Raw genomic sequence first — 24,584 nt, 5'->3', positions numbered from 1 at the left:
AAGGGAGAGATATGAATGATTGCAAAGCTACGCTTGATTGCCCAGTTATGGTGGTACCGCATCCTGATTCGTATGGGAGCCAAGGCGGAGGAAGTGCATTATATCGGCGGTAGTGAAGCGCTCCCGTCTCCACTAAATCGCGAGGAAGAAGAGTATTTATTGAGCCGCCTTCATACGAACGATCCGGCTATTCGCTCCGTGCTTATTGAGCGCAATCTTCGCCTTGTTGTCTATATTGCCCGCAAATTTGAGAATACGGGAATTAACATTGAAGATTTGGTGAGCATTGGAACAATCGGACTGATCAAAGCCGTCAATACGTTTGATCCGGAGAAGAAGATTAAGCTTGCCACATATGCCTCGCGCTGTATCGAAAATGAAATTTTGATGTTTTTACGTCGAAACAGCAAGGTTAAATCAGAGGTATCGTTTGATGAACCGCTCAATATCGATTGGGATGGCAATGAGCTGCTGCTCTCGGATGTGCTGGGAACAGAGAATGATATTATTTACCGCGATCTTGAAGAGCAGGTTGACAAAAAGCTCTTATATAAAGCGCTCGATAAGCTCTCCGAACGGGAGCGCGTCATCATGGAAATGCGGTTTGGCTTAAATGGAGAGGAGGAGAAGACACAAAAGGATGTAGCCGATACGCTCGGCATTTCACAATCCTATATTTCTCGCTTAGAGAAGCGCATTATTAAGCGTCTGCAAAAAGAGTTCAATAAAATGCTGTAAATCGCTAGAATTGCGTGACGATTCAAAAGCGAATGTCTCATGGAAGTGCTGCATAATTTTTCCCTTCACGGAGATACTTATCAGTAACGCTGGCTCCTTCAGGAGGGAAAAATACGTGACACGCAACAAGGTAGAAATCTGCGGAGTAGATACTTCCAAACTACCCGTGCTGACCAATGTGCAGATGCGGGAATTGTTTGTCCGGCTGCAAAGCGGGGAATACGCAGCAAGAGAGCAATTAGTAAACGGAAATTTACGCCTGGTGCTAAGTGTGATCCAGCGCTTTAACAACCGTGGGGAATATGTGGATGACTTGTTTCAAGTAGGATGTATTGGTTTAATGAAAGCAATTGACAATTTTGACTTGAGCCAGAATGTTAAGTTTTCCACATATGCTGTTCCAATGATTATCGGAGAAATCCGCAGGTATCTAAGGGATAACAATCCCATTCGTGTCTCTCGTTCGCTGCGCGACATTGCATATAAGGCACTGCAAGTACGAGACACGCTGACGAATAAGAACTCACGCGAACCGACCATAGTAGAGATTTCAGAAGAACTAAACGTACCAAAAGAAGATGTTGTATTTGCTCTTGATGCCATTCAAGATCCGGTTTCGTTATTTGAGCCGATTTATCAGGATGGGGGCGACCCTATTTTTGTAATGGATCAGATCAGTGATGAGCGAAACCGAGATAGCCAGTGGACGGAAGAGATCGCGCTTAAAGAAGCGATGCACAGATTAACGGATAGAGAAAAATTAATTTTGTCTATGCGATTCTTTGAAGGCAAGACGCAGATGGAAGTAGCGGACGAAATCGGCATCTCCCAGGCCCAGGTATCTCGGCTTGAGAAAGCAGCCATTTCTCAGATGCATAAGCACGTACAATAAAATAATGATAAAAAAGAGGCCCAAAAAATTTTGGAGCCTCTTTTTTTACGAGAATTATTTTGCGAAATACTTGTTATAGATTTCGTCATATTTTCCGCTCTCTTTTACAGCGGTTAAGCCTTTATTGAGCTTATCAAGCAGCTCTTTGTTGCCTTTATTAACAGCGATGCCGTACTGCTCCTGCTCGGCAGCTTTATCTTCGATAATATTTACGTTATCCAATTTTAATTGCTCAGTAAACTTCTTCACAACTGCATTGTCGGCTACGACTGCGTCCACACGACCGTTTTTCATATCTTCAATGGCTCCGGCAACTTCTTCATAACCTTTAAGACCACCATATCCTTTACCCAGCTTTTCTTCTACGAGGAACTGGCCGGTTGTGCCAGATTGTACACCGATTTTCTTGCCTTTAAGATCAGCAACGGTGCTTACAGCAGGCGCATCTTTCTTCATTAAAATAACTTGTTTGGCTGTGAAGTATGGTGCGGTAAATTCCATAACTTTTTTTCTGTCATCGGTCATTGTGATACCTGCAATTGCCGCATCAACAGTGCCGTCTGCAAGACCTGCCATCATGGGGTCCCATCCGGTATGCTTCACTTCTACCTCTATATTTTGCGACTCACCGATGGCTTTAATTAAGTCAACATCGAAGCCAACCGGATCGCCCGTTGGTGACATGGACTCGAATGGTGGAAATGATGCGTCGGTCCCAATTACAATCTTGTCTTTTGCTCCAGCTGCACTCTCGTCTTTTGCTCCGCATCCTACGAGCGCAAAAGCGAATAGGCAAGCGACGAGCAGCAATGAAACTATCTTTTTCATGATGTGTATAGCCCCCTGTATGTACAATTCGATTTGTTTATTCATAAACTTACGTGAATAAGTATACATGCGGTGATGCTATCTGACAAGTGTTTGAGATAGAAGAAGTACTTTTAGGACATTTCCCAAAATTAAAACATATACTATTAAGAGCGGAATACATGTGAGGTGAACAGGGTATGGTTAAGATCTCTGAATTTCAGGAAAAAGATGTGGTAAATATAATGGATGGGAAGAACCTAGGCCAAGTGACAGATTTAGAAATTAATCTGCAGGCAGGGCAGGTGGAAGCCATTGTTGTTCCGGGAAAAGGAAACGGAAAGTTCTTCGGGCTGTTTGGAGGTGGTGAAGAGATCACAATTCCATGGCGCAACATTGTAAAGATTGGTAAGGATGTCATTCTAGTACGGCTTGAGGATGTTGTGCCGCTTGTCAAAACAGAGATGAGCGAGGGTGGATATCGCCAGTAATCTTAGCATTCCTTTCTTTTCTTATAAGAAAGAGAATGGTAAGATTCTTATGAGGAGGGAGATGAATGGAGCCATTTGTTATGCAGGAGCAGGAATGTATGCTGCGCCTTGCCGATTGGGAGCGTAGATGGCCGAATCTTGCCGCCGGGTTTTCTACACGAAAGGGCGGCGTGAGCCGGGATGTGTTTGATAGCTTTAACTGTGGTCTGCACGTAGGAGATTATGCAGATCATGTCATTGAGAATAGACGAAAGCTGGCAGAGGCAAACGGTTTTTCTTATACTTCGTTTACATGTGCGGATCAAGTACACGGCAATGGGATTTGCATCGTTGACGATAGCAAGATTGGTGCGGGACGTGCGGTGCATGAGGAAGCCATTGCGCAAACGGATGGTCTGCTTACAGATAAGGCGAACGTGTTTCTTGCCTCGTTTTATGCCGATTGTGTACCGCTCCTCTTCTATGCACCAAAGCAGAGCGTGGTAGGCGTCGCTCATGCGGGATGGCGTGGAACGGTTGCGTATATCGGACCGCGCATGGTGGATAGGATGAAAGAGAGATGGGATGTTGCACCTGAGGATATTCATGTCGCGATCGGGCCTTCGATTGGCGCGTGCTGCTATGAAGTGAATGATGTGGTAGCAGATAGAGTTCGTGAAGCCGTTCAGGAGCAGGCAGCCCGTGTACTTACCCCCGCTGATGAAGCCGGTAAATATATGTTGAATTTGCAAGAAACCAATCGAATTTTGCTTGAATTAGCAGGAATTTTGCCTGAGCATATCGAAGTGAGTCATTTATGTACAAGTTGTCGGACTGATCTGTTCTACTCCCATCGAAAAGAAAATGGAAAAACAGGCCGGATGACAGCCTTTATTGCATTGAAAGAGGGGTAAAGAAAGACGTTGGCATATATTGAAGAGAATTTGCAGCAAATACAAGCAACCATTCAAGCCAGCTGTGAACGTGCGGGACGCTCAGCAGCTGACGTACACATCGTAGCAGTAACCAAATATGTGTCTCTTGAAACGACGCGTGCCGCGCTCACTGCAGGTATTAGGCATATTGGAGAGAGTCGCACACAGGATGCACTGCCGAAGTGGGAAGCTATAGGGGCCGAAGTGGCTACCTGGCATTTTATCGGTCATCTACAAACTAATAAGGTTCGTGAGATGATTGGTCGATTTACGTATGTACATTCGTTGGATCGCCTGTCTCTGGCAAAAGAGCTGAATAAGCGTGGCGAACAAAACGGAATTACTACGCATTGTATGGTGCAGGTTAATATCTCTGGTGAAGAGACAAAGCATGGCCTTGCGCCTGAGGCAGTATCGGATTTTCTTGCCGCTGTCTGTGATATGCCGCATATAGATGTGTGCGGTTTTATGACAATGGCTCCCTATGTAGAAGATCCAGAAGAAACCCGAAGCGTATTCCGCGGACTGCGAGAACTGCGTGATCGCATGCGCAGCCAGTATCCGGACCTTCCACTTAAACATTTGAGTATGGGAATGTCAAACGATTACCATATCGCTGTCGAAGAAGGAGCTACGTTCATTCGTTTGGGATCAACGCTGGTCGGTGACGAAAGAAATTGAAATTATTTAGGTAAGGAGAGCGATGAGTATGGGCGTCGTGAACAAAATCAAGGAGTTTCTCGGGCTCAGTGGAGAGGCGGTAGTATACGAGGAGGAAATTATCGACGACCGGGCGGAATATGAGGAGGAAGAAGAGTATGCAAAGCCGCGTAAAAACCGTCAGGGCAATAACGTCGTCAGTCTGCATGCCGTCAAAGACCAATCGCCCCGGGTTGTTCTAGTGGAGCCCAAATCATACGAAGAAGTTCAGGACATCGCAGACCATCTCTGTGCAAGACGCGCCGTGGTCATTAATTTGCAGCGTGTCCCGACCGAACAGGCAAAGCGGATTATCGACTTTTTAGGCGGTACGGTGTACGCTATTAGCGGAACGATTCAACGGGTCGGTCATAATGCATTTTTATGCCTGCCTGAGAATATGGAAATGCAAGGTAATATTACGGAAATGCTGTACGATAATAGAGGGTAAAGTAGTTGAGGTGAGGAAATGGCAGAGCTTTTTAATATTATTGGATTTGCGTTTAATATCTACTATTACATGATTATCATCTATATTTTGATGTCATGGGTGCCGCAGGTGCGGGAAACTTCATTCGGAGAGATGCTGGGTAGGCTGGTAGAGCCATATCTACAGATTTTCCGCCGCTTTATTCCACCGCTTGGCATGATTGATATTTCACCGATTGTTGCGCTGTTTGCACTGCATTTTGCACGGATTGGACTTTTCAGCATTTTGTCTTCGTTGGTGTAGAGAATGAGCTTGTATCAGCACTTTCGGCGTGATGAGCACCCGTTCGTCGAACGGGTGCTGGAGTGGACAGGCCGGGTTCGAGAGCGATATGAGGTAATTCGTACGGACTTTCTTGACCCTCGTCAAGCATTTATTATTCGCACCCTTGCTAGGAGAGAAGCGGGCGTGTATTTTGCTTTGGATGGGGGATATGAGGGGGCTGAGCGGATGCGCGGCATATTGTATCCAGAATATATGGAGCCTGCAAAGGGCGAATTCGGCATCAGTCTCCTTGAAGTTACGGGAAGCAATACGTTCCTTACGCTTGAACACCGCGATTATTTAGGTTCTTTGCTTGGATTGGGTATAAAGCGAGAGAAGTTTGGAGATATACTTGTCCATAAGGAAGGCGCACAACTGATCGTTGCAGAAGAAATTGGTGAGTATATACGTTTACATATGACTCAAGTGCACAGGGTTCATGTGATTGTCGAAGCAAAGCCGCTTGCTGACATTGTTGTACCTGAGCAATCTTTTCGCCCGCTTTCGTTTACTGTTCAATCGCCCCGGCTTGATGCTGTAATAGGGGATGTCTACCGCCTTTCCCGCGCAAAAGTAATGGCACCGATTCAAAACGGTCGGGCTAAGGTCAATTGGCGTGAGGTGAATGATCCATCGTTTCTGCTTGAAGAAGGGGATGTTGTTTCATTCAAAGGGTTTGGCAGGTTTAAAGTAACGGAGATTGGCGGCGAAACGAAAAAAGGGCGAACGAAAATGGAAGTAGCTGTATTTGACTGATGGCAAGAGTCGCGTGGTTTGTAAGATTTATGGGAGGTGGGCCGGTGTGTCGTTAACACCATTGGATATCCATAATAAAGAGTTCAGTCGCGTATTCCGCGGATATGATGAGGACCAAGTAAATGAATTCCTCGATCAGATTATTAAAGAGTTTGATATTATGCTAAAAGAAAAGCGTCAGCTCGAGGAGCGCGTTGCGACATTAAACGAGAAGCTCTCCCAATTTGCTAATATTGAAGAGACGCTTAAAAAATCGCTGATCATGGCACAAGAGACTGCGGATGAACTGAAAGCCAATGCGCGCAAAGAAGCACAGCTTATTATTAAAGAAGCAGAGAAGAATGCAGACCGGCTTATTAATGAAGCACTAGCAAAATCGCGCAAGCTTGTGTCAGAGATTGATGAATTGAAGCGCCGAGCTTCTGTATACCGCATGCGTTTCCGCTCTATTCTTGAGGCCCAACTCGAAATGCTTGATAACGGAGATTGGGAGAATTTCGAGAAGATCGAAGAAGACCTCGCCAAAAATATGACGGAATAACGCTGTGCCCCCTGCGTTGGTTGACGTTAGGACAAGGGCTAGTCTATACTTTGTAAGATAACCAGATTTCTTCAAAAGGGATATGCAGTAGCCTTCTCGTCCCGTTTAGATGGGTTGGGGAGGCTATTTTGTGATTAATATACTTCATACTGTGTGGGAGATGAAACAAGGATGGATTACAGTAAAACGTTGAAGTTGCCGAAAACGGATTTCCCGATGCGCGGAAATTTGCCGAATCGTGAGCCTGATATGCAGGCCTGGTGGGAAGAAAATAATATTTATGAGAAGGTACAAGCCCGGACAAAAGGGCGTCCAACGTTCATTCTGCATGATGGCCCCCCGTATGCAAACGGCGATATTCATATCGGTCATGCGCTAAATAAAGTATTGAAGGATTTCATTGTGCGCTCCAAATCAATGTCCGGTTTCGATGCGCCGTATGTACCGGGTTGGGATACGCATGGCCTGCCGATCGAGCATGCTATTATCAAAAATGAAAAAATCGATCGCCACAAAGTAGGTATTGTCGAATTTCGTGAGCGTTGTGCCGAATATGCATACAAATATGTTGATAAGCAAAGGGAACAATTTAAGCGACTAGGAGTGCGCGGCGATTGGGATCATCCTTATATTACATTAAAGCCGGAATACGAAGCACGCCAGATCAAGATTTTTGGTGAAATGGCTAAAAAAGGGTACATCTATAAAGGTCTGAAGGCTGTATACTGGTCTCCATCTTCCGAAACGGCGCTTGCCGAAGCGGAGATCGAATACAAGGATAAGCGTTCTGCCTCCATCTATGTAGGATTTCCTGTTGTAGAGAGCAACGGCACGCTTGCAGAAGGCGATAAAGTTGTAATCTGGACAACAACGCCGTGGACGATTCCAGCAAACCTGGCGATCGCCATCCAACCAGAATTTGAATATTCTCTTGTTAAAGTTGGAGATGAGCGCTTTCTTGTGGCGTCTGGGCTGCTTGAGAATGTGGCGCAGACGATCGGATGGGAGAATTACGAGGTCGTCGCTACGTACAAGGGTGCGGAACTTGAAGGTGTCGTATGTCGTCATCCGTTCTATGACCGCACCTCGCCGCTGCTGCCTGGCGAACATGTAACGCTCGATGCCGGTACAGGCTGCGTTCATACTGCACCAGGCCATGGGGAAGATGACTTCTACCTTGGACAGAAGTATGGCCTTGACGTTCTGTGTCCTGTAGATGGCAAAGGTGTCATGACGAAGGAAGCGCCTGGTTTTGAAGGTGTGTTCTATGAAGATGCCAACAAAATGGTCACAGAAAAACTAAAAGAAGTGGGCGCTTTGCTGCATATGAATTTCATTACCCACTCCTACCCACACGATTGGCGCTCCAAACAGCCGATTATCTTCCGTGCGACAGAGCAATGGTTTGCATCCATTGACGGTTTCCGTGAAGATATGCTCAAAGCGATCAAAGATGTGAAATGGACGCCGCATTGGGGCGAACAGCGTCTGCATAACATGATTGCAGACCGTGGAGACTGGTGTATTTCCCGTCAGCGTGTATGGGGTGTGCCAATTCCGATTTTCTATTGCTTAGAATGCAATGAACCGCTCATCAATGATGAGACAATTAATCATATCTCTGAGCTGTTCCGTCAAGAAGGCTCTTCTGTCTGGTTTGCAAAGGATGCGGATGAGTTGGTGCCGGAAGGTGTGTCTTGCCCGCGTTGCGATGGGAAGCATTTCCGTAAAGAAACCGATATTATGGACGTATGGTTCGACTCTGGTTCAAGCCATGAAGCCGTCCTTCGTGAACGTGAAGATCTGGCGTGGCCGGCCGATTTGTATCTTGAAGGGTCCGATCAATATCGCGGCTGGTTCAACTCTTCGCTTTCGACTGCGGTAGCCGTATACGGTCAGGCACCGTATAAAGCCGTGCTCAGCCATGGCTTTACGCTTGACGGAGAAGGGCGCAAGATGTCCAAATCGCTTGGTAACGTTATTGTGCCGAAAAAAATTATGGACCAGCTCGGCGCTGATATTCTGCGCCTGTGGGTCGCTTCGGTTGATTACCAATCGGATGTGCGTATTTCCGATGCCATCCTGAAGCAAATTGCAGAAGCGTACCGCAAAATCCGCAATACGTTCCGCTTCCTTCTGGGGAATCTTGAAGGATTTGATCCGGCGTCTGACATGCTGCCATATGACCAGCTAGAAGAACTTGATCGCTACATGATGACAAAAAATCAGAATGTAATCGAAAAAGTACGCAAAGCATATGAAGAATACCAATTCCATACCGTATATAATACGATCCATAATTTCTGCTCTATTGAGCTGAGCTCATTCTACCTTGATATTTCAAAAGATCGTCTCTATGCGGATGCAGAAAAATCGCTGCGCCGCCGTTCAGCACAGACCGTTATGTATACTATTCTGCTTGATTTGGTTCGTCTTGTGGCGCCAATCATTCCACATACGGCAGACGAGGTATGGAAATACGTTCCGGGCGTAAGCGTGGAGAGCGCGCAGCTTACGGATATGCCGGATGCAGACGCGAAGCAAATGGACAAGGCGCTTGAGGTGAAGTGGGATCGTCTTGTTGAAATCCGTGATGAAATCCTTAAAGCTCTAGAAGAAGCGCGTCGTGATAAGGTAATTGGTCAATCGCTGGCAGCATCGGTTGCTATCTATCCGAGCGAAGCGGTAGAAGCATCGCTAAAAGAAGTGAAGGATCAGCTAAAGGAGTTATTAATCGTATCCCATGTTGAGCTGCACCCGGTTTCAACTCCAGTGCCGGATAAAGCTGTGCAACTAGAAGGCCTTGCTGTTGTTGTAACTCCGGCAGAGGGTGAAAAGTGTGAACGCTGCTGGATCATTACTCCGGACGTAGGACAGGACGCAGCGCATCCGACGCTGTGCACGCGTTGTGCAACCGTCGTTAAAGAGGAAGTAAACGCGTAACAGCGCGCAGAGGCAGGAGGAAGATTGTTGATTTATTATTATGTGATTGCGCTGTTTGTTTTTCTGGCCGATCGCGTATCAAAATGGCTGGTCGTCTCCAAGATGGAGCTCGGCCAGTCCATTCCCTTGTGGGAGGGTGTTTTTCATCTTACGTCTCATCGAAACAGGGGAGCGGCGTTCGGGATTTTACAGAATCAGCGTGCTTTTTTTATTGTAATCACTTTGGTAGTAATCGTCGGGATTATATGGTATTTAAGAAAGACCTATAAGGAGAGCAAGCTCGTTTCCTGGGCATTGGCACTTATTTTAGGTGGCGCGGTCGGGAATTTCTACGATCGGGTATTAACAGGAGAAGTGGTCGACTTCTTTGATTTCACACTGATCCACTTTCCTATTTTTAATATAGCGGATTCGGCGATTGTAATTGGTGTCGGTCTATTTGTAATTGACGGCGTAAGAGACTTACTGATGAACGGACGGGATCGAAACGATGAATAACGAAGAACGCTATGAGCGACATGATTGGACTGTGGAGCCTGAAGATGCGGGAGCGCGCGTGGATAAGTTTCTTGCTGGCGTGCAGGAAGATTGGTCGCGCAGCCAACTGCAGGGTTGGATCAAAGACGGATTGCTTACCGTGAACGGCAGGGTGGTCAAAGGAAATCAACGCCTGCAAGAAGATGACGAAGTAGCGCTGACGGTACCTCCGGCGCGTGAAGTGGATATCACACCGGAGAATATTCCGCTTGATGTCGTATATGAAGATAGCGATGTCATTGTCGTGAATAAGCCGCGTGGATTGGTTGTTCATCCTGCTCCGGGTCATTATTCGGGTACGCTTGTCAATGGTCTGCTGTACCATTGTCATGATCTTTCAGGGATTAACGGCCTGCTGCGCCCCGGCATTGTCCATCGGATCGATAAGGACACATCCGGGCTGTTGATGGTTGCCAAGAATGACAAAGCACATGAATCATTAGCTAATCAGCTTAAGGATCATACGGTGAATCGCCGCTATGTAGCTCTGGTGCATGGAGTGATTCCGCATGAGAAAGGAACCATTGATGCCCCCATCGGACGTGATCCGAAGAATCGGCAGCAGATGGCTGTCGTATTTGAGCACAGCAAGCCTGCTGTATCGCACTTTGTTGTGCTTGAGCGCTTCAAAAATTATACGTTGGTGGAGCTAAAGTTGGAGACGGGACGGACTCATCAGATCCGTGTGCATATGAAATACATTGATCATCCGCTGGTAGGGGATCCGAAATACGGACCGAAGAGTTCATTTGAGATTGAGGGGCAGGCGCTGCACGCCAAGACGCTTGGTTTTATTCACCCCAAAACAGGAGAGATGCTGGAGTTTCATGCGCCGCTCCCGGCCGATATGGAAGCGATTCTAACTCAGCTTCGTCTCGAATAAAAAAAACAGAGCAAAATTTAGTATAAAAATATTGACAGCGTCCATCTTTCATGCGATACTTCATTTAATTACAAAGTAACCTTTAATTCAGTCCTGTGAGGCTGGCAAGGAATCGGACGCGTTCGGTATATGTTATGGGATCACTGCTGATCTCTATGCTTTGCTGAACCTGAGAAGCTTTCTGCGCCTTGCAGAAAGCTTTTTTTATGCCTGTCTCTTTTGTTTACAGACAAAGAATAAATACGAGGGAGGAAAGCGTGACGACAATGAGCGAGTGGAAAGAAAAAAACGTGTTACTAGACGAAGCTGCCATGCGGCGGGCCTTAACCCGCATTGCTCATGAGATTATTGAGCGCAATAAAGGTGTGGAGAACTGCATTCTGGTTGGGATTCGCACACGCGGCATTTATCTTGCCCAACGTCTGGCGGAACGCATTCAACAGATTGAAGGACAAGAGATTCCGGTAGGGGAGCTTGACATTACATTATATCGTGATGACTTAACGCCAAAGCAGGAGCAGCCTACGGTTCAGAATGGCGAGATTGGACAGGAGATCACGAACAAAAAAGTCATCCTCATCGATGATGTGCTGTTTACGGGGCGGACGGTTCGCGCCGCGCTGGATGCGCTGATGGACATTGGTCGTCCGCAGATGATTCAACTGGGAGTACTGATTGACCGTGGCCATCGCGAGCTACCGATTCGGCCCGATTATGTCGGCAAGAACGTACCGACCTCTAAGGAAGAGATGATTGTAGTGGAACTTCTAGAAGTTGATCATCGTGAATGTGTAAGAATTCTTGAGAAAAACAAATAATAAAGCATACAAAATAACCTTTAACTCAGTTCTGCGAGGCTGAAAAGGAAGGAGAAACAATCATGATGAAGAAAGATTATATTGATGTACAGGAGACGCCAGCCATTCAAAAGCTGATTCCGCTGAGTCTGCAGCACTTGTTTGCCATGTTTGGAGCTACAGTGCTGGTACCGCTTTTGACGGGGCTTGATGTATCGGTAGCCTTGCTGACAAGCGGGATCGGAACACTCTTGTTCCTGCTGATTACAAAAGGCAAGCTGCCGAACTATCTCGGATCTTCCTTTGCCTTCATTGGTCCGATCATTACGGTAAGCGCAAGCCACGGTGTCGGAGCTGCCATGCTCGGCTGCTTCATATCCGGCCTGGTGTACCTATTGGTAGCGCTGATTGTTAAAGTGGCCGGGGTTAACTGGTTGAACCGCCTGCTCCCGCCTGTCGTTATCGCCTCCATCATTGTTGTCATCGGACTGAGCCTGTCAGGTGTCGCTGTCGGCTGGGCGCTCAATGATCCGCTGAGTGATGCGGCCAAGCCAGCCTACTCGCTCGGTGCGGTAGAAGTGGCATTCGTCACGCTGGCAATGACAGTGATTGCCAACATGTTCTTCCGCGGCTTCCTGTCCGTACTTCCGGTATTGACAGGTATGATTGTTGGATACATCTATACGTACATTCGCCATCCGGAATGGATTGACTTTGCAAGCATAGCAAAAGCACCGTGGTTCATTACCCCAAGCATGTGGATAAATGAGCACTTTATAACAGGACAAGTACTAGAGGCTTTCACATCTCCGGCTGCATGGATGGCCGCGTTAATTATCGCTCCGGTCGCATTTGTTACGCTGGCTGAGCATATCGGTCACCTGCTGGTTACATCCAATATTATGAATCGCGACCTGATGCGTGATCCAGGTCTGCACCGCTCCATAGCGGGAGACGGTGTGGCGGTACTCTTCGCTTCATTCCTGGGTGGACCGCCAAGCACAACCTACGGTGAGAACATGGGCGTGCTCGCGATGACAAAAGTCTACAGCCGTATGGTCATTGCAGGTGCAGCCTGCTTCGCCATCCTGTTCGCCTTTGTCGGTAAAATCGGCGCGTTTCTAATGACGATTCCAAAGCCGGTGCTAGGCGGCGTCACGATCGTGCTGTTCGGTATCATCGCTGTTCAGGGAATGCGGATGTATGTGGAGCACAATATCGACTTTTCTCATAAGCGAAATATGGTGGTTGCAGCCATTGTGCTGGTAACTGGGATCGGAGGATTCAAATTGGACTTCCACGAGGTAACATTCAGCAACTTCATCGCCAATCTAACCATCGACAACATTGCGATGGCCACCTTCTTAGGTATCCTGCTGCATGCGCTGCTGCCAAATAAGGATGTCGCTTTCGGACAGGTAAAAAAAACTGAACAACTGCATGAACAAGCATCATAATCATCCTTTAAAACAGTCCTGTGAGTCTGGTAAGGGTGCCGCGATGTATGTGATAGAGGAGAAAAGGTAGCCTTCGTCCGGATAGATGTCCAGACGAGCTTGCAAGAGAGGCTCCTTGTTTTCTGAGCATATATAGAAGGCTTCTTACCGGACTTACGAATGGTAAGAAGCCTTTTTTGATGCAAAGTAAACCAAGATATCATTTACATAGGAGGAGAAACAATGGGAACAATTTTGCGGAACGGAAACATACTGGTAGATGGAGAGTTGGTCAAAAGGGATATCCTGATTGAAGAAAATGTGATTCAAGCTATCGCTGAAGGCCTGAATTCGGAAGGTCATAAGGTGGTGGATGTGACAGGGAAGCTGATCACACCTGGATTCATCGATATGCATGTGCATCTTCGCGAGCCTGGATTCGAAGCAAAAGAAACCATTGCAACTGGCACGGCCTCTGCTGCGCGCGGCGGTTTTACCACGGTAGCCTGCATGCCGAATACGCGTCCGGTGATTGATACGCCTGATACGGTACAGCACATTCTGCGCAAGGCAGAAGAAGAAGGAAGTGCACGAGTACTGCCGATCGGAGCAATTACGGTGCGCGAACTCGGCCGTGAATTAACCGATATGGCCGCGCTCAAAGAGGCCGGTGTAATGGCAGTATCGGATGATGGAGTAGGCATTCAGACAAGCCAGATGATGAAAGACGCCATGAAGATGGCCACTGACCTCGGTCTGCCTGTTATCGCGCATTGTGAAGATGACAGCCTGGCGGAAGGCGGCTGCGTACATGAAGGTGTGTTTAGTGAGAAGCACGGGCTTAAAGGCATTCCATCGGAAGCTGAATCGATCCATGTAGGTCGGGATATTCTGCTCGCGGAAGCCACCGGAGCACACTATCATGTATGCCACATCAGCACAGTTGAATCGGTACGCCTGGTTCGAGAAGCAAAGCAGCGCGGGGCGTGTGTAACCGCAGAGGTGTGTCCACACCATCTGCTGTTGTGTGATGAAGACATTCCGGGATTGGATGCTAATTATAAAATGAATCCGCCACTTAGATCCCGCCGCGACCGTGATGCATTAATCGAAGGATTAAAAGACGGCACAATCGATATGATTGTAACGGATCATGCTCCACATACAGAGGAAGAAAAGCAGCGCAGCATGGAGCTTGCACCATTCGGTATCGTTGGACTTGAGACAGCTTTCCCGCTTTTGTATACAAAGCTGGTGCTGCCGGGCATCTTCACACTACAGGAGATCGTTGACCGGATGACGAAAACGCCGGCGGAGGTTTTCCACCTGCCGTGGGGAACGCTTGCTGAAGGAGCGGCGGCTGATATCGCGGTCATCGACATCGAAACAGAAAAAGAGGTAGACCCGACCGCATTTGCAAGCAAGGGACGCAATACGCCGTTTACTGGCTGGAAGTTAAAAGGCTGGCCGGTACTGACTATGCTAGAAGGCCGCATCGTATGGCAGAGTGAAGAGATGAACAGCGAAGGAGCGAAACAATAATGACAAAACAAGCGAGACTGATCCTCGAAGACGGAACGGTATTTATCGGAACTTCGTTCGGAGCCGAACAAGAATCACTGGGCGAAGTCGTTTTTAATACAGGGATTACAGGTTATCAGGAAGTGCTGTCTGATCCATCCTACTGCGGCCAGATTGTAACCATGACATATCCGATGATCGGCAACTACGGCATCAGCCGTGATGATTTTGAATCCATGCGGCCGTTCGTCCATGGCTTTGTCGTCCGTGAACACTGCGAAGTGCCGAGCAACTGGCGCAGCGAACAGACAATTGACGGCATGCTGAAGGAGTACGGCATTCCAGGCATCGCCGAAGTGGATACGCGCAAGCTTACTCGGATCATTCGGCAGCACGGTACGCTTAAAGGCGTGATTACAACATCTGACGAACCCGTACAAGCTTTGCTTGAGAAATTGAACGTACCGCTGATGGAAGATCAGGTTGCTCGTGTCTCTACAAAGAATCTATTTCCGGTGCCGGGACGCGGTCCGCGTATTGTTCTGGTGGACTTCGGTGCAAAATACGGCATACTGCGCGAGCTAACGAATCGCGGCTGCGATGTCATCGTCGCTCCATACAATGTCACGGCGGAAGAAATTCGCCGCATTCGCCCGGATGGCATTCTGCTCTCCAACGGACCAGGGGACCCGAAAAGCGTACCGGAGGCCATTCATATGATTCAGGACATTTTGGGTGAATATCCGCTGTTCGGCATCTGTTTAGGTCACCAATTGTTTGCTCTGGCGTGTGGAGCGGATACAGAAAAATTAAAATTCGGCCATCGAGGCGGAAACCATCCGGTAAAGGAGCTTGCTACCGGACGCACTCATATTACATCACAGAACCACGGTTACACGGTTAACACTGAATCGGTTAAGAATACCGAGCTTGAGATTAGCCATATTGCCCTTAATGACGGTACGGTAGAAGGTCTTGCCCATAAGAGTCATCCAGCATTTTCTGTACAATATCATCCGGAAGCCGCACCGGGACCATATGACTCGAATTACTTATTCGACCGCTTCTTAGATCAGGTAGCTACATTCGTAAAGGGGGAAAAGGCGCATGCCACGACTCGATAACATCAAGAAAATTCTAGTGATTGGATCAGGTCCGATCGTCATTGGACAAGCCGCAGAATTCGATTATGCAGGCACGCAAGCATGTCAGGCGTTAAAAGAAGAAGGATTTGAAGTCATCCTTGTCAACAGCAACCCAGCTACGATTATGACGGATACGAATATGGCGGATAAAGTCTATATCGAACCGCTAACCAAGGAATTCGTTGCCCGCATCATTCGTCAGGAGAAGCCGGACGGTCTGTTGGCAACGCTTGGCGGTCAAACTGGTCTGAATCTTGCCATTGAGCTTGACGAAGCAGGGATTCTTAAAGAAGAAAACGTAGTGCTGCTCGGTACGGATTTAGAAGCGATCAAAAAAGCGGAAGACAGGGAGCTGTTCCGCTCGCTGATGAATGAGATCGGTGAGCCGGTACCGGCAAGCGACATTATCCATACGATCGAGGAGGCGCTGGCGTTTGCCGAGCAGATCGGCTATCCGATTATCGTTCGCCCAGCCTACACATTGGGTGGAACCGGCGGTGGTATCGTCACGAACGAAGAGGAGCTGCGCGAGGTTGTCGCCAGCGGCTTAAAGTACAGTCCAATTACACAATGTCTTGTCGAAAAGAGTATTGCCGGCTACAAAGAGATTGAGTATGAAGTGATGCGGGATGCGGCTGACAATGCGATCGTAGTCTGCAACATGGAGAACATTGATCCGGTCGGCATTCATACGGGCGATAGTATCGTTGTCGCTCCAAGCCAGACAATGTCTGACCGTGAGTATCAGATGCTGCGCTCGGCTTCCCTTAAGATTATCCGTGCGCTTGATATCCAGGGCGGCTGCAACGTTCAGCTTGCTCTCGACCCGGACAGCTTCCAATACTACATCATTGAGGTAAATCCGCGCGTTAGCCGTTCATCTGCTCTGGCATCTAAGGCCACAGGCTATCCGATTGCAAAAATGGCGGCAAAAATTGCCGTGGGCTACACGCTCGATGAACTGAAAAATCCGGTAACGCAGCAGACATATGCCTGCTTTGAACCGACGCTTGATTATATCGTAACCAAGATTCCCCGCTGGCCATTTGACAAGTTCATCTCCGCTAACCGCAAGCTGGGTACACAGATGAAAGCAACCGGTGAAGTGATGGCAATTGGCCGTACATTGGAGGAGTCACTGCATAAAGCGGTTCGCTCGCTTGAAATTGGATTGCACAGCCTCGATCTGCCGGAAGCAAAGGAACTGAGCCAAGAGGAATTGGAGCGTCGGTTGGTAAAAGCTGATGATGAACGCCTCTTCCTGGTGATGGAGGCGCTGCGCCGCGGCATGACAGAGGAACGCATTCATGCATTGACCAAGATCGATTATTTCTTCTTAGCGAAGTTCATAAATATTGTCCGCTTTGAACAGGGATTAGCAGAAGCAGTCACTTCCCGCAAGCTGGATGCGAATATGCTGCGCCGTGCTAAACGGATGGGCTTTACAGACCGCCGCATCGCAGAGGTAACAGGCATTGATCAAGCGGCCATTGAGGAGCAGCGAAGAGAAGCAGGCCTTATCCCAGTGTATAAGATGGTTGACACATGCGCTGCTGAGTTCGAAGCTGCGACTCCATATTATTATTCAACATACGAAGATGAGGATGAGCGGGAAGAGACAGGAAAGCCGCGCGTCATTGTGCTTGGCTCAGGACCGATCCGCATTGGACAGGGTATCGAATTCGATTATTCCACGGTGCATGCGGTATGGGCATTGAAGGAAATGGGATACGAAGCGGTCATTATCAACAACAACCCGGAAACGGTATCAACTGATTTCAGCACATCGGACCGCCTATACTTTGAGCCGCTCTATATTGAAGACGTGCTTCATATCATCGAAAAAGAAAAGCCGGAAGGTGTAATCGTTCAGTTCGGTGGGCAAACGGCGATCAATCTGGCGGCTGATCTGGAGAAAGCCGGCGTAAAAATACTCGGTACAGATCTTGCCAACATTGATGCGGCGGAAGATAGAGAAAAATTCGAAAAGCTGCTGCGCACGCTCGATATCGCACAGCCGCCGGGCAAGACGGTCACATCGGTGGAAGCGGCGATTGAAGCGGCAAAGGAACTTGGTTATCCGGTGCTTGTCCGTCCATCATATGTACTGGGTGGACGCGCCATGGAGATCGTATACAACGAGCAGGAGCTTTTGACCTACATGCGTGAAGCGGTGAAGATTAATCCGGAACATCCGGTGCTTGTCGATACGTACTTAATGGGAGCTGAAGTGGAAGTAGACGGTATTAGCGACGGTACTAACGTTCTCATCCCAGGCATTATGGAGCATATTGAGCGGGCTGGGGTTCACTCCGGAGACTCGATTGCCGTATATCCGGCCCAGACGATTTCACAGGCGCTGAAGGATGAGTTGATCGACATGACCACACAAATCGCACGCGGTCTGAATATAAAAGGTTTGCTGAACATTCAGTTCGTCATTCATAAAAATAAACCATACGTGCTGGAAGTAAATCCGCGCTCTTCCCGTACGGTTCCGTTTTTAAGCAAGATTACGAGTCTGCCGATGGCCAATATCGCAACCAAAGTTATTCTCGGCCAGACCATTCCAGAGCTTGGCTACACACCGGGATACCATCCGGAGGTAGATCATGTATCGGTAAAAGTTCCGGTATTCTCCTTCGCTAAGCTGCGCCGCGTGGATACGACGCTCGGACCGGAAATGAAATCAACCGGCGAAGTAATGGGCCGGGACAAAAATTTAGCTAAAGCGCTCTTCAAAGGTCTGATTGCATCCGGCATGAGCATCCCGACGCACGGCTCACTTCTGGTGACCGTAGCGGATAAAGATAAGGAAGAATCGATCGACATCATTAAAGGATTCCACCAGCTTGGCTTTAAACTATTGGCGACAGAGGGAACGGCCCGCTATCTACAGGAGGCAGGCATGAGTGTGACCTGCGTACGCAAGGTGAATGAAGCCTCTCCGAATATGCTTGATCTGATCCGTAAGGGAGAAGCAAGCTTTGTGCTGAATACGCTGACCAAGGGCAAAACACCGGAGAGGGACGGCTTCCGTATCCGACGCGAATCGGCAGAGAATGGTGTTGTCTGCTTAACATCGCTGGATACGGCTCGCGCATTACTCGGCGTGCTTGAGGCAATTTCCTTTGGAGCAGAGTCAATGCCGCAGTTCCAAGCGCCAAAGGAGGCGTATGTGCATGGATAAAGGCATGCTGCGTGTCATATCCAATGAACAAATCGCTGAGAAGATTTTCCGTTTAGAAGTAGAAGGAGAACTGGTGGGCTGCATGACGCAGCCCGGCCAGTTCGTCCATGTCAAGTGCGGTACAGGCATCGATCCGCTGCTGCGTCGTCCGATCAGTATTTGCGATGTGGATGGTGTTCATAACCGCTTGACGATGATCTATCGGGCAGAAGGACATGGCACACGTGTACTAAGTGAGTATGTGCCGGGACAGCCGCTTGATATTCTCGGACCGCTTGGCGAAGGTTTTCCTATAGAAGAGCGAAGAGAAGGCGAGCATGCGCTGCTTGTTGGCGGCGGTATCGGTGTCCCTCCACTATATTATCTTGGCAAGGAATTGAAAAAACGAGGGGTACGAGTTACATTTGTGATCGGATTCGGCACGGCTTCACAAGTATTTCTTACGCAAGAGCTGGCCGAACTTGGTGACGTTCATGTTGTTACAATGGACGGAACACAGGGAGTAAAGGGATTGGTGACTGATGTGCTAACCGAAGCATACGGTCTGTCAGCAGCAGAGTGGGATGTGCTGTATTCCTGCGGCCCGTTGGCGATGCTTCGTGCGCTGCAGGATACATATCAGAAAGCCGGCAAAGAAGGTTATATCTCGCTTGAGCAGCGGATGGGCTGTGGGATTGGCGCCTGCCTTGCCTGTGTCTGCCCGGTACAAGAACCAGGTGAAGGAAAGAAATACCGGAAGATTTGTTCGGATGGGCCGGTATTCCGATTCGGGGAGGTGCAGCTCGTATGACAACATCCATCACAAATCGTCTCGCGGTCAACATCGCGGGCATCCAGATGAAAAATCCAATCATGCCGGCATCCGGCTGTTTCGGATTTGGACGCGAATATGCGCAGTTTTATGACTTGAATCAACTCGGTGCAGTTGCGGTAAAGGCCACCACAGTAGAAGAACGACAAGGGAATGCGACGCCTCGTGTTGCAGAAACACCAGGAGGTATGCTCAATGCGATTGGTTTGCAAAATCCCGGACTTGAGGATGTAATGACACACGAGCTTCCGTGGCTCGAGCGGTTCGCGGAACTGCCTGTCATCGTCAATGTAGCAGGCACGGTAACGGAAGACTATGTACAGGTCGCGAAGAGAGTGGGACAGGCCTCAAATGTAGCGGGCATTGAGCTTAATATTTCCTGCCCAAACGTGAAATGCGGCGGCATTACATTCGGTACCGACCCGGAGATTGCAGCACAGCTTACAGCAGAGATTAAGAAGGTTGCGACCGTTCCGGTGTTTGTGAAGCTTTCACCGAATGTAACCGATGTGGTCGCCATTGCTAAAGCGGTGGAGGCAGCAGGGGCAGACGGACTCAGTATGATTAATACGCTTCTTGGTATGCGGATTGATTTGAAAACGCGCCGTCCGGTGCTTGCTAATGGATCGGGTGGTCTATCCGGCCCGGCCATTAAACCGGTCGCCATTCGCATGATTTATGAGGTAAGCCAGCAGGTCAATATTCCGATTATCGGTATGGGCGGCATTCAATCAGCGGATGATGTAATCGAATTTTTCATGGCCGGTGCTTCAGCGGTAGCGGTCGGAACAGCCAATTTTGTTGATCCGCTTATATGTCCTTCTATTATTGAAGAATTGGAAGCGAAGCTTGACCAATACGGCGTTCATACCATTAGCGAATTGACAGGAGCGGGGTGGAGACGATGAGCAGAATGAATAAGAGAATCATGGTCGCCCTCGACTTTTCGAATACTGTAGAGGCAAATCAATGTATCGATCTATTGGAAGGAACGGGTGTATATGTCAAAATCGGCATGCAGCTTTACTATGCGACCGGTCCTGACTATGTACGTCAGATAAAAGAGAAGGGCTACTCGGTCTTTCTTGATATAAAAGTACATGATATTCCGAATACAGCCAAGGGTGCAATGCAAAGCGTAGCTGGACTCGGTGTGGATATGGTGAATGTCCATGCGGCGGGTGGCTTGAAGATGATGGAGGGGGCTCGTGAAGGATTAGAGAGCGGCACACCGGCAGGCGGGACGCGTCCGCTGCTCATCGGAGTCACACAGCTTACCAGCACGACCCAAGATATGCTGAACGCCGAGCTTGGAATTTCCGGCACTGTAGAGGAGTGTGTGGTTCGCTATGCACAGCTTGTACAGAAGGCTGGACTCGATGGTGTAGTTGCCTCGCCGAAGGAAGTACCGCTTATTAAAGAAGCGTGCGGCTCTGACTTTTTGACGGTAACGCCTGGCATCCGTCCGCTTAGCACGGACATGGGCGATCAGCATCGTGTAACTACACCAGAGGCGGCGTTTGGTTTGGGATCAGATTATATTGTAATCGGTCGGGCAATTACCCAGGCGCAGAATCCAAAACAGGCGCTGCAAGATATTTTGGAAGGAGTGAAGCAATATGCCAACTAATATAGATACCGCGCGACAAGTGGCGGAAAAATTGCTTGAAATTGATGCGGTGGCGCTGCGGCCAGACGAACCGTTTACATGGACATCAGGCATTAAAAGCCCTATTTATTGCGATAACCGGATGACCATGTCCTATCCGGAGGTGCGCCGTCTTATTTATCGCTCATTTGCAGCACTTATTCAAGAACAATACGGTGAGACTCAGGTCATTGCCGGTACGGCAACCGCAGGCATTCCCCATGCAGCTTGGGTAGCGGAAGAGTTGAATTTGCCAATGGCGTATGTGCGCTCTAAGCCAAAAGGACACGGCAAAGGAAATCAGATCGAAGGTCGATTGGATAAAGGCGCTAAGGTCATTGTGATTGAAGATTTAATATCGACCGGCGGAAGTTCCATCGAAGCGGCTCGTGCCGTACAGGAGGCGGGAGGGGAAGTGCTTGCAGTGCTTGCTATTTTCTCATACCAATTTCCTGCGGCCGAGGAGGCATTTGCAGAAGCAGGATTCCCGTTCGCCACACTGAGCAATTATACGACACTCCTAGAAGTTGCCCAAGCGAAAGGAACCATTCGTGCAGAGCAAATCGAGGCATTAAAGGCTTGGCGTAAGCAGCCTCAGGCATATCAAGGATAAATCTACAGATAGGATTAGCACTGAAGAAAAGTGGAGATACTATGCAAAAGCGTGGTATCTCCACTTTTCTTTTATCTATTTTGAGTCAGGTTTTAGAATAGCGAGAAGTGGTAAATAATACGTATAGAAAGTAGGTATGGGCGATTTCGAACAAGAAAGTAAGATGCAAGCTAGATAGATACTTTCTCATACCAGCCTGTCAAAAATACTGAAGTAACACAGCAGAGAGGGCGGATCTATGAGATGGATAAAAGAGAGTGGGATACTTTATATACATCACATCAGAACTGGAAAGAATTTGTCTGTGAACTTATAGAAAAGAAAGAAATTCAGGATGAGAGTACCATTCATCGCATCCAGAATGAGATACAGGAAATCGATCAACTTCTAGCAAAGTTAGAAGATGATTGGAAGCGTTAAGGTGAATACAGACAAATAAAAAAGTGGACCTCCAATGTTATGGAAGTCCACTTTTTTGTTGTTGGTTCATCGGATCGCTGTAGGCAGGAACGATGCGGTAGCGTGCCAGAAGATGATATGCCTTCTGAGCCACACGAGGAAAGTAGCGGATTTCCTGTACATCAATCCCTTTTAGCCAGAACAGAGCGATTCCGTATCCCGCGAGACTGCATGCGGCAATGATGGCCGACTCGATACCAAAGAAAAGAAAAGCTGGCATCGAGAAAAACGGCTGTACCTTAAAGCCGATCCATACGATTCCTAATCCAATGGCGCAGAGAAGAAGAGCGGAAAGCAGGAAGCCGCGCCATTTCTCACCAAGAATCACAGGCTGAGTATAGCGGTTAATCGCTCGCAGGTTCAGTGCCATAATGACGATGAAGCAAAGCGATGTTGCCGTAATAATACCATAGATACCGAACAGCGGTGCCAGCGCGTAGTTACCGCCCCATTTGACCAGAATTCCTATTGCCACATGGCGCATAGGAAGGTCGGTGCGTCCTAAGCCCTGCAGAATACCGGAAGAGGTCATCATCAGGATCTGAAAGATGGTTCCAAAGCACAGGAACGCAATAATCCAGGCTGCTTTGGTGTACGTATCTGCGGTATTGCTGAACAAGAAGCCATTGACCGGATAGGCTGCCACGGTCAGATACAGTGCGATCGGAACACCGGTAATTAAGGCAAGCCGCAGCGCCATCGAGCTCATGCGCTGGACTTCCTGTTCGTCACGGCGGGAATGAGCCGAAGAAACGACAGGAATAATCGAAGAGCTGAGCGCAATGGCAAGGATGATCGGCAGTCCAGCAAGCGATTGAGCGCTACCACCGAGAATACCGAGTGTATCCATCGCTTCCTTATACGTATGAAGCTGCTCCGTGAAAAAACGCAGCGGCACGCTTGGAATATTGGTTACGTTCCCTTCTTCGGTTTTAGCATATTCAAAAGGCCCGAACGATTTGTTGTCAAGCTTGACTTCTGTGCCAAGCGTAAGCGTAGCTTTCACCGTGCCACGCTCATAAAACACGCGCTTCTTATCTGCATCCCAGGTTAGCTTAGCCCCCATTGCAGCACTTACTGTCTCAAGCGGTACCATGGTTGTTTTATTGTTATGCAGGTACGGGGCGACAGGCAGGATTATTTCCTTATCGCCCACCGTCGCTTCCTTGTTATTTACTGCAAATGAAATTCGTTCATCCTGCGGTGTCAACAACCGCAGTGAAGTGGACGAATCGATAAAGTAGATCAGTGGTACGGCCAACGCCGACAGCGTAATTGGCAGGGAGAGCCGAATCATTTTGCTATAGATCTGCCGGTATGTTAGCTTCGCATAGTTCGTTTGGGAAGCAAGCAATCGTTTTTGTTCCCCGCGTCGTTTCTTATAGAAGTAGATCATCACTCCGCAGGCGGCGATGCTTCCTGTCACAGCACCGAACGAGGCGCCGGCCACGGCTACGTCCTTATTGTAGCCTAGGTATAACAGCAGCAATGGCAGCGCGACAGCCGTTGCTACACGCAGGATCTGCTCCATAATCTGCGACAGTCCCGTGGGTTGCATAAACTGTAGTCCTTGAAAATAACCGCGCATAATCGCAATCAGCGGAAAGAGAAGCATGGCGGGTGCAATCGCACGAATCGCCAATTCCGCTTGTGGCGCAAGCGCATATTCTGCATAGTACGGAGCAATCACGATCATAAAGACAAACATGATGAGTCCGGTAACCAGTGCAAAATTGCGTGCGGCTTTATATGTCTGATGAGCCTCATGATACTTGCCGATAGCGGTATACTCCGAGATTTGCTTACTTAATGCACTCGGTACGCCGAGTGTGGCGATGATGAGCAGCATGCTGTAAATATTGTACGAGATAGTATACAACGTCATCCCGTCGTTGCCCATAATATGCTGCAGCGGCACGCGCTGCCCAACGCCGAGCACACGTGAGATAACGGCGGCAAGCGTTAAGATGAGCGTGCCTTTCAAAAATGAGTTTTTTGACATCCTTCAT

24 protein-coding genes are annotated in these 24,584 nt (G+C 48.4%); 22 read left to right on the top strand and 2 right to left on the bottom strand.

Features of this window, described 5'->3' with window-relative positions; genetic code table 11:
• Positions 1–15: 15 nt before the first annotated feature.
• Positions 16–738, top strand: a complete 723-nt coding sequence (gene sigE, locus AB3351_RS10190) for an RNA polymerase sporulation sigma factor SigE (RefSeq protein ID WP_371147030.1) — start codon at positions 16–18, stop codon at positions 736–738.
• 115 nt (positions 739–853) lie between these two features.
• The gene (gene sigG / locus AB3351_RS10185) at positions 854–1,630 is read left to right on the top strand and encodes an RNA polymerase sporulation sigma factor SigG (protein ID WP_371147029.1); all 777 of its coding nucleotides are present in this window, start codon (positions 854–856) and stop codon (positions 1,628–1,630) included.
• Positions 1,631–1,684: 54 nt separating this feature from the next.
• On the opposite strand, the gene AB3351_RS10180 is transcribed toward sigG, so the two are convergent.
• A complete protein-coding gene (locus AB3351_RS10180) occupies positions 1,685–2,458 on the bottom strand; it encodes a basic amino acid ABC transporter substrate-binding protein (RefSeq protein ID WP_371147028.1) in 774 nt (257 codons plus the stop codon).
• Positions 2,459–2,637: 179 nt separating this feature from the next.
• On the opposite strand from AB3351_RS10180, the gene AB3351_RS10175 reads away from it, so the two are divergent.
• The 20 genes from AB3351_RS10175 to AB3351_RS10080 all read left to right on the top strand — a co-directional run bounded on the left by AB3351_RS10175 (position 2,638) and on the right by AB3351_RS10080 (position 22,536).
• Positions 2,638–2,928: a YlmC/YmxH family sporulation protein gene (locus tag AB3351_RS10175; RefSeq protein WP_371147027.1), complete on the top strand. Its 291-nt coding sequence runs from the start codon at positions 2,638–2,640 to the stop codon at positions 2,926–2,928.
• Positions 2,929–2,993: 65 nt separating this feature from the next.
• Positions 2,994–3,821 (top strand): peptidoglycan editing factor PgeF, encoded by an 828-nt coding sequence (pgeF, locus tag AB3351_RS10170; protein WP_371147026.1) that lies wholly within the window; start codon positions 2,994–2,996, stop codon positions 3,819–3,821.
• A 9-nt stretch (positions 3,822–3,830) separates the two neighbouring features.
• A complete protein-coding gene (locus AB3351_RS10165; RefSeq protein WP_371147025.1) occupies positions 3,831–4,523 on the top strand; it encodes a YggS family pyridoxal phosphate-dependent enzyme in 693 nt (230 codons plus the stop codon).
• Between the two features lie 28 nt (positions 4,524–4,551).
• Positions 4,552–4,992, top strand: a complete 441-nt coding sequence (locus AB3351_RS10160) for a cell division protein SepF (protein ID WP_371147024.1) — start codon at positions 4,552–4,554, stop codon at positions 4,990–4,992.
• A gap of 18 nt (positions 4,993–5,010) precedes the next feature.
• Positions 5,011–5,274 carry a YggT family protein gene (locus tag AB3351_RS10155; protein WP_206246784.1) on the top strand — a complete coding sequence of 88 codons (264 nt, stop codon included), beginning with the start codon at positions 5,011–5,013 and terminating at the stop codon, positions 5,272–5,274.
• Positions 5,275–5,277: 3 nt separating this feature from the next.
• Positions 5,278–6,051, top strand: a complete 774-nt coding sequence (locus AB3351_RS10150) for a YlmH family RNA-binding protein (RefSeq protein WP_371147023.1) — start codon at positions 5,278–5,280, stop codon at positions 6,049–6,051.
• Positions 6,052–6,097: 46 nt separating this feature from the next.
• The gene (locus AB3351_RS10145; protein WP_371147022.1) at positions 6,098–6,592 is read left to right on the top strand and encodes a DivIVA domain-containing protein; all 495 of its coding nucleotides are present in this window, start codon (positions 6,098–6,100) and stop codon (positions 6,590–6,592) included.
• A 171-nt stretch (positions 6,593–6,763) separates the two neighbouring features.
• Positions 6,764–9,535, top strand: coding sequence for an isoleucine--tRNA ligase (gene ileS, locus AB3351_RS10140; RefSeq protein ID WP_371147021.1), 2,772 nt, complete (start codon positions 6,764–6,766; stop codon positions 9,533–9,535).
• A gap of 30 nt (positions 9,536–9,565) precedes the next feature.
• On the top strand, positions 9,566–10,033 hold the full coding sequence (gene lspA / locus AB3351_RS10135) for a signal peptidase II (protein WP_371147164.1): 468 nt from the start codon (positions 9,566–9,568) through the stop codon (positions 10,031–10,033).
• Positions 10,026–10,955 carry an RluA family pseudouridine synthase gene (locus tag AB3351_RS10130; RefSeq protein WP_371147020.1) on the top strand — a complete coding sequence of 310 codons (930 nt, stop codon included), beginning with the start codon at positions 10,026–10,028 and terminating at the stop codon, positions 10,953–10,955. Before lspA ends, AB3351_RS10130 begins: the two co-directional genes overlap by 8 nt.
• A 266-nt stretch (positions 10,956–11,221) precedes the next feature.
• Positions 11,222–11,773 carry a bifunctional pyr operon transcriptional regulator/uracil phosphoribosyltransferase PyrR gene (gene pyrR / locus AB3351_RS10125; RefSeq protein WP_371147163.1) on the top strand — a complete coding sequence of 184 codons (552 nt, stop codon included), beginning with the start codon at positions 11,222–11,224 and terminating at the stop codon, positions 11,771–11,773.
• Positions 11,774–11,835: 62 nt separating this feature from the next.
• Positions 11,836–13,209: a uracil-xanthine permease family protein gene (locus tag AB3351_RS10120; protein ID WP_371147019.1), complete on the top strand. Its 1,374-nt coding sequence runs from the start codon at positions 11,836–11,838 to the stop codon at positions 13,207–13,209.
• A 222-nt stretch (positions 13,210–13,431) separates the two neighbouring features.
• Entirely contained in the window at positions 13,432–14,730 is a 1,299-nt protein-coding gene (locus tag AB3351_RS10115; protein ID WP_371147018.1) for a dihydroorotase, read from the top strand.
• Positions 14,730–15,833 (top strand): carbamoyl phosphate synthase small subunit, encoded by a 1,104-nt coding sequence (locus AB3351_RS10110; RefSeq protein WP_371147017.1) that lies wholly within the window; start codon positions 14,730–14,732, stop codon positions 15,831–15,833. The genes AB3351_RS10115 and AB3351_RS10110 overlap by 1 nt, the downstream gene beginning before the upstream one ends.
• Positions 15,817–19,044: a carbamoyl-phosphate synthase large subunit gene (gene carB / locus AB3351_RS10105; RefSeq protein WP_371147016.1), complete on the top strand. Its 3,228-nt coding sequence runs from the start codon at positions 15,817–15,819 to the stop codon at positions 19,042–19,044. The genes AB3351_RS10110 and carB overlap by 17 nt, the downstream gene beginning before the upstream one ends.
• Positions 19,037–19,834 carry a dihydroorotate dehydrogenase electron transfer subunit gene (locus AB3351_RS10100; RefSeq protein ID WP_371147015.1) on the top strand — a complete coding sequence of 266 codons (798 nt, stop codon included), beginning with the start codon at positions 19,037–19,039 and terminating at the stop codon, positions 19,832–19,834. Before carB ends, AB3351_RS10100 begins: the two co-directional genes overlap by 8 nt.
• Positions 19,831–20,763, top strand: coding sequence for a dihydroorotate dehydrogenase (locus tag AB3351_RS10095; RefSeq protein ID WP_371147014.1), 933 nt, complete (start codon positions 19,831–19,833; stop codon positions 20,761–20,763). Before AB3351_RS10100 ends, AB3351_RS10095 begins: the two co-directional genes overlap by 4 nt.
• The gene (pyrF, locus tag AB3351_RS10090) at positions 20,760–21,485 is read left to right on the top strand and encodes an orotidine-5'-phosphate decarboxylase (protein ID WP_371147013.1); all 726 of its coding nucleotides are present in this window, start codon (positions 20,760–20,762) and stop codon (positions 21,483–21,485) included. Before AB3351_RS10095 ends, pyrF begins: the two co-directional genes overlap by 4 nt.
• Entirely contained in the window at positions 21,475–22,116 is a 642-nt protein-coding gene (pyrE, locus tag AB3351_RS10085) for an orotate phosphoribosyltransferase (RefSeq protein ID WP_371147012.1), read from the top strand. Before pyrF ends, pyrE begins: the two co-directional genes overlap by 11 nt.
• Positions 22,117–22,359: 243 nt before the next feature.
• On the top strand, positions 22,360–22,536 hold the full coding sequence (locus AB3351_RS10080) for a hypothetical protein (RefSeq protein ID WP_371147011.1): 177 nt from the start codon (positions 22,360–22,362) through the stop codon (positions 22,534–22,536).
• A 37-nt stretch (positions 22,537–22,573) separates the two neighbouring features.
• On the opposite strand, the gene AB3351_RS10075 is transcribed toward AB3351_RS10080, so the two are convergent.
• Positions 22,574–24,577: an oligosaccharide flippase family protein gene (locus tag AB3351_RS10075; protein ID WP_371147010.1), complete on the bottom strand. Its 2,004-nt coding sequence runs from the start codon at positions 24,575–24,577 to the stop codon at positions 22,574–22,576.
• Positions 24,578–24,584: the final 7 nt, after the last annotated feature.

Source organism: Aneurinibacillus sp. REN35, from assembly GCF_041379945.2.
Lineage (GTDB): Bacteria > Bacillota > Bacilli > Aneurinibacillales > Aneurinibacillaceae > Aneurinibacillus.
Note: the sequence above shows the minus strand (reverse complement) of the source record. Positions and strands in the feature narration are given on the sequence as shown.

What these genes read in the sequence shown, in the direction of transcription:
- sigE (WP_371147030.1), top strand. Translation starts at nt 16, where the DNA reads ATGATTGCAAAGCTACGCTTGATTGCCCAGTTATGGTGGTACCGCATC.
- AB3351_RS10180 (WP_371147028.1), bottom strand. Translation starts at nt 2,458, where the DNA reads ATGAAAAAGATAGTTTCATTGCTGCTCGTCGCTTGCCTATTCGCTTTT.
- AB3351_RS10175 (WP_371147027.1), top strand. Translation starts at nt 2,638, where the DNA reads ATGGTTAAGATCTCTGAATTTCAGGAAAAAGATGTGGTAAATATAATG.
- pgeF (WP_371147026.1), top strand. Translation starts at nt 2,994, where the DNA reads ATGGAGCCATTTGTTATGCAGGAGCAGGAATGTATGCTGCGCCTTGCC.
- AB3351_RS10160 (WP_371147024.1), top strand. Translation starts at nt 4,552, where the DNA reads ATGGGCGTCGTGAACAAAATCAAGGAGTTTCTCGGGCTCAGTGGAGAG.
- AB3351_RS10155 (WP_206246784.1), top strand. Translation starts at nt 5,011, where the DNA reads ATGGCAGAGCTTTTTAATATTATTGGATTTGCGTTTAATATCTACTAT.
- AB3351_RS10150 (WP_371147023.1), top strand. Translation starts at nt 5,278, where the DNA reads ATGAGCTTGTATCAGCACTTTCGGCGTGATGAGCACCCGTTCGTCGAA.
- ileS (WP_371147021.1), top strand. Translation starts at nt 6,764, where the DNA reads ATGGATTACAGTAAAACGTTGAAGTTGCCGAAAACGGATTTCCCGATG.
- AB3351_RS10130 (WP_371147020.1), top strand. Translation starts at nt 10,026, where the DNA reads ATGAATAACGAAGAACGCTATGAGCGACATGATTGGACTGTGGAGCCT.
- pyrR (WP_371147163.1), top strand. Translation starts at nt 11,222, where the DNA reads ATGAGCGAGTGGAAAGAAAAAAACGTGTTACTAGACGAAGCTGCCATG.
- AB3351_RS10120 (WP_371147019.1), top strand. Translation starts at nt 11,836, where the DNA reads ATGATGAAGAAAGATTATATTGATGTACAGGAGACGCCAGCCATTCAA.
- AB3351_RS10115 (WP_371147018.1), top strand. Translation starts at nt 13,432, where the DNA reads ATGGGAACAATTTTGCGGAACGGAAACATACTGGTAGATGGAGAGTTG.
- AB3351_RS10110 (WP_371147017.1), top strand. Translation starts at nt 14,730, where the DNA reads ATGACAAAACAAGCGAGACTGATCCTCGAAGACGGAACGGTATTTATC.
- carB (WP_371147016.1), top strand. Translation starts at nt 15,817, where the DNA reads ATGCCACGACTCGATAACATCAAGAAAATTCTAGTGATTGGATCAGGT.
- AB3351_RS10100 (WP_371147015.1), top strand. Translation starts at nt 19,037, where the DNA reads ATGGATAAAGGCATGCTGCGTGTCATATCCAATGAACAAATCGCTGAG.
- AB3351_RS10095 (WP_371147014.1), top strand. Translation starts at nt 19,831, where the DNA reads ATGACAACATCCATCACAAATCGTCTCGCGGTCAACATCGCGGGCATC.
- pyrF (WP_371147013.1), top strand. Translation starts at nt 20,760, where the DNA reads ATGAGCAGAATGAATAAGAGAATCATGGTCGCCCTCGACTTTTCGAAT.
- pyrE (WP_371147012.1), top strand. Translation starts at nt 21,475, where the DNA reads ATGCCAACTAATATAGATACCGCGCGACAAGTGGCGGAAAAATTGCTT.
- AB3351_RS10080 (WP_371147011.1), top strand. Translation starts at nt 22,360, where the DNA reads ATGGATAAAAGAGAGTGGGATACTTTATATACATCACATCAGAACTGG.
- AB3351_RS10075 (WP_371147010.1), bottom strand. Translation starts at nt 24,577, where the DNA reads ATGTCAAAAAACTCATTTTTGAAAGGCACGCTCATCTTAACGCTTGCC.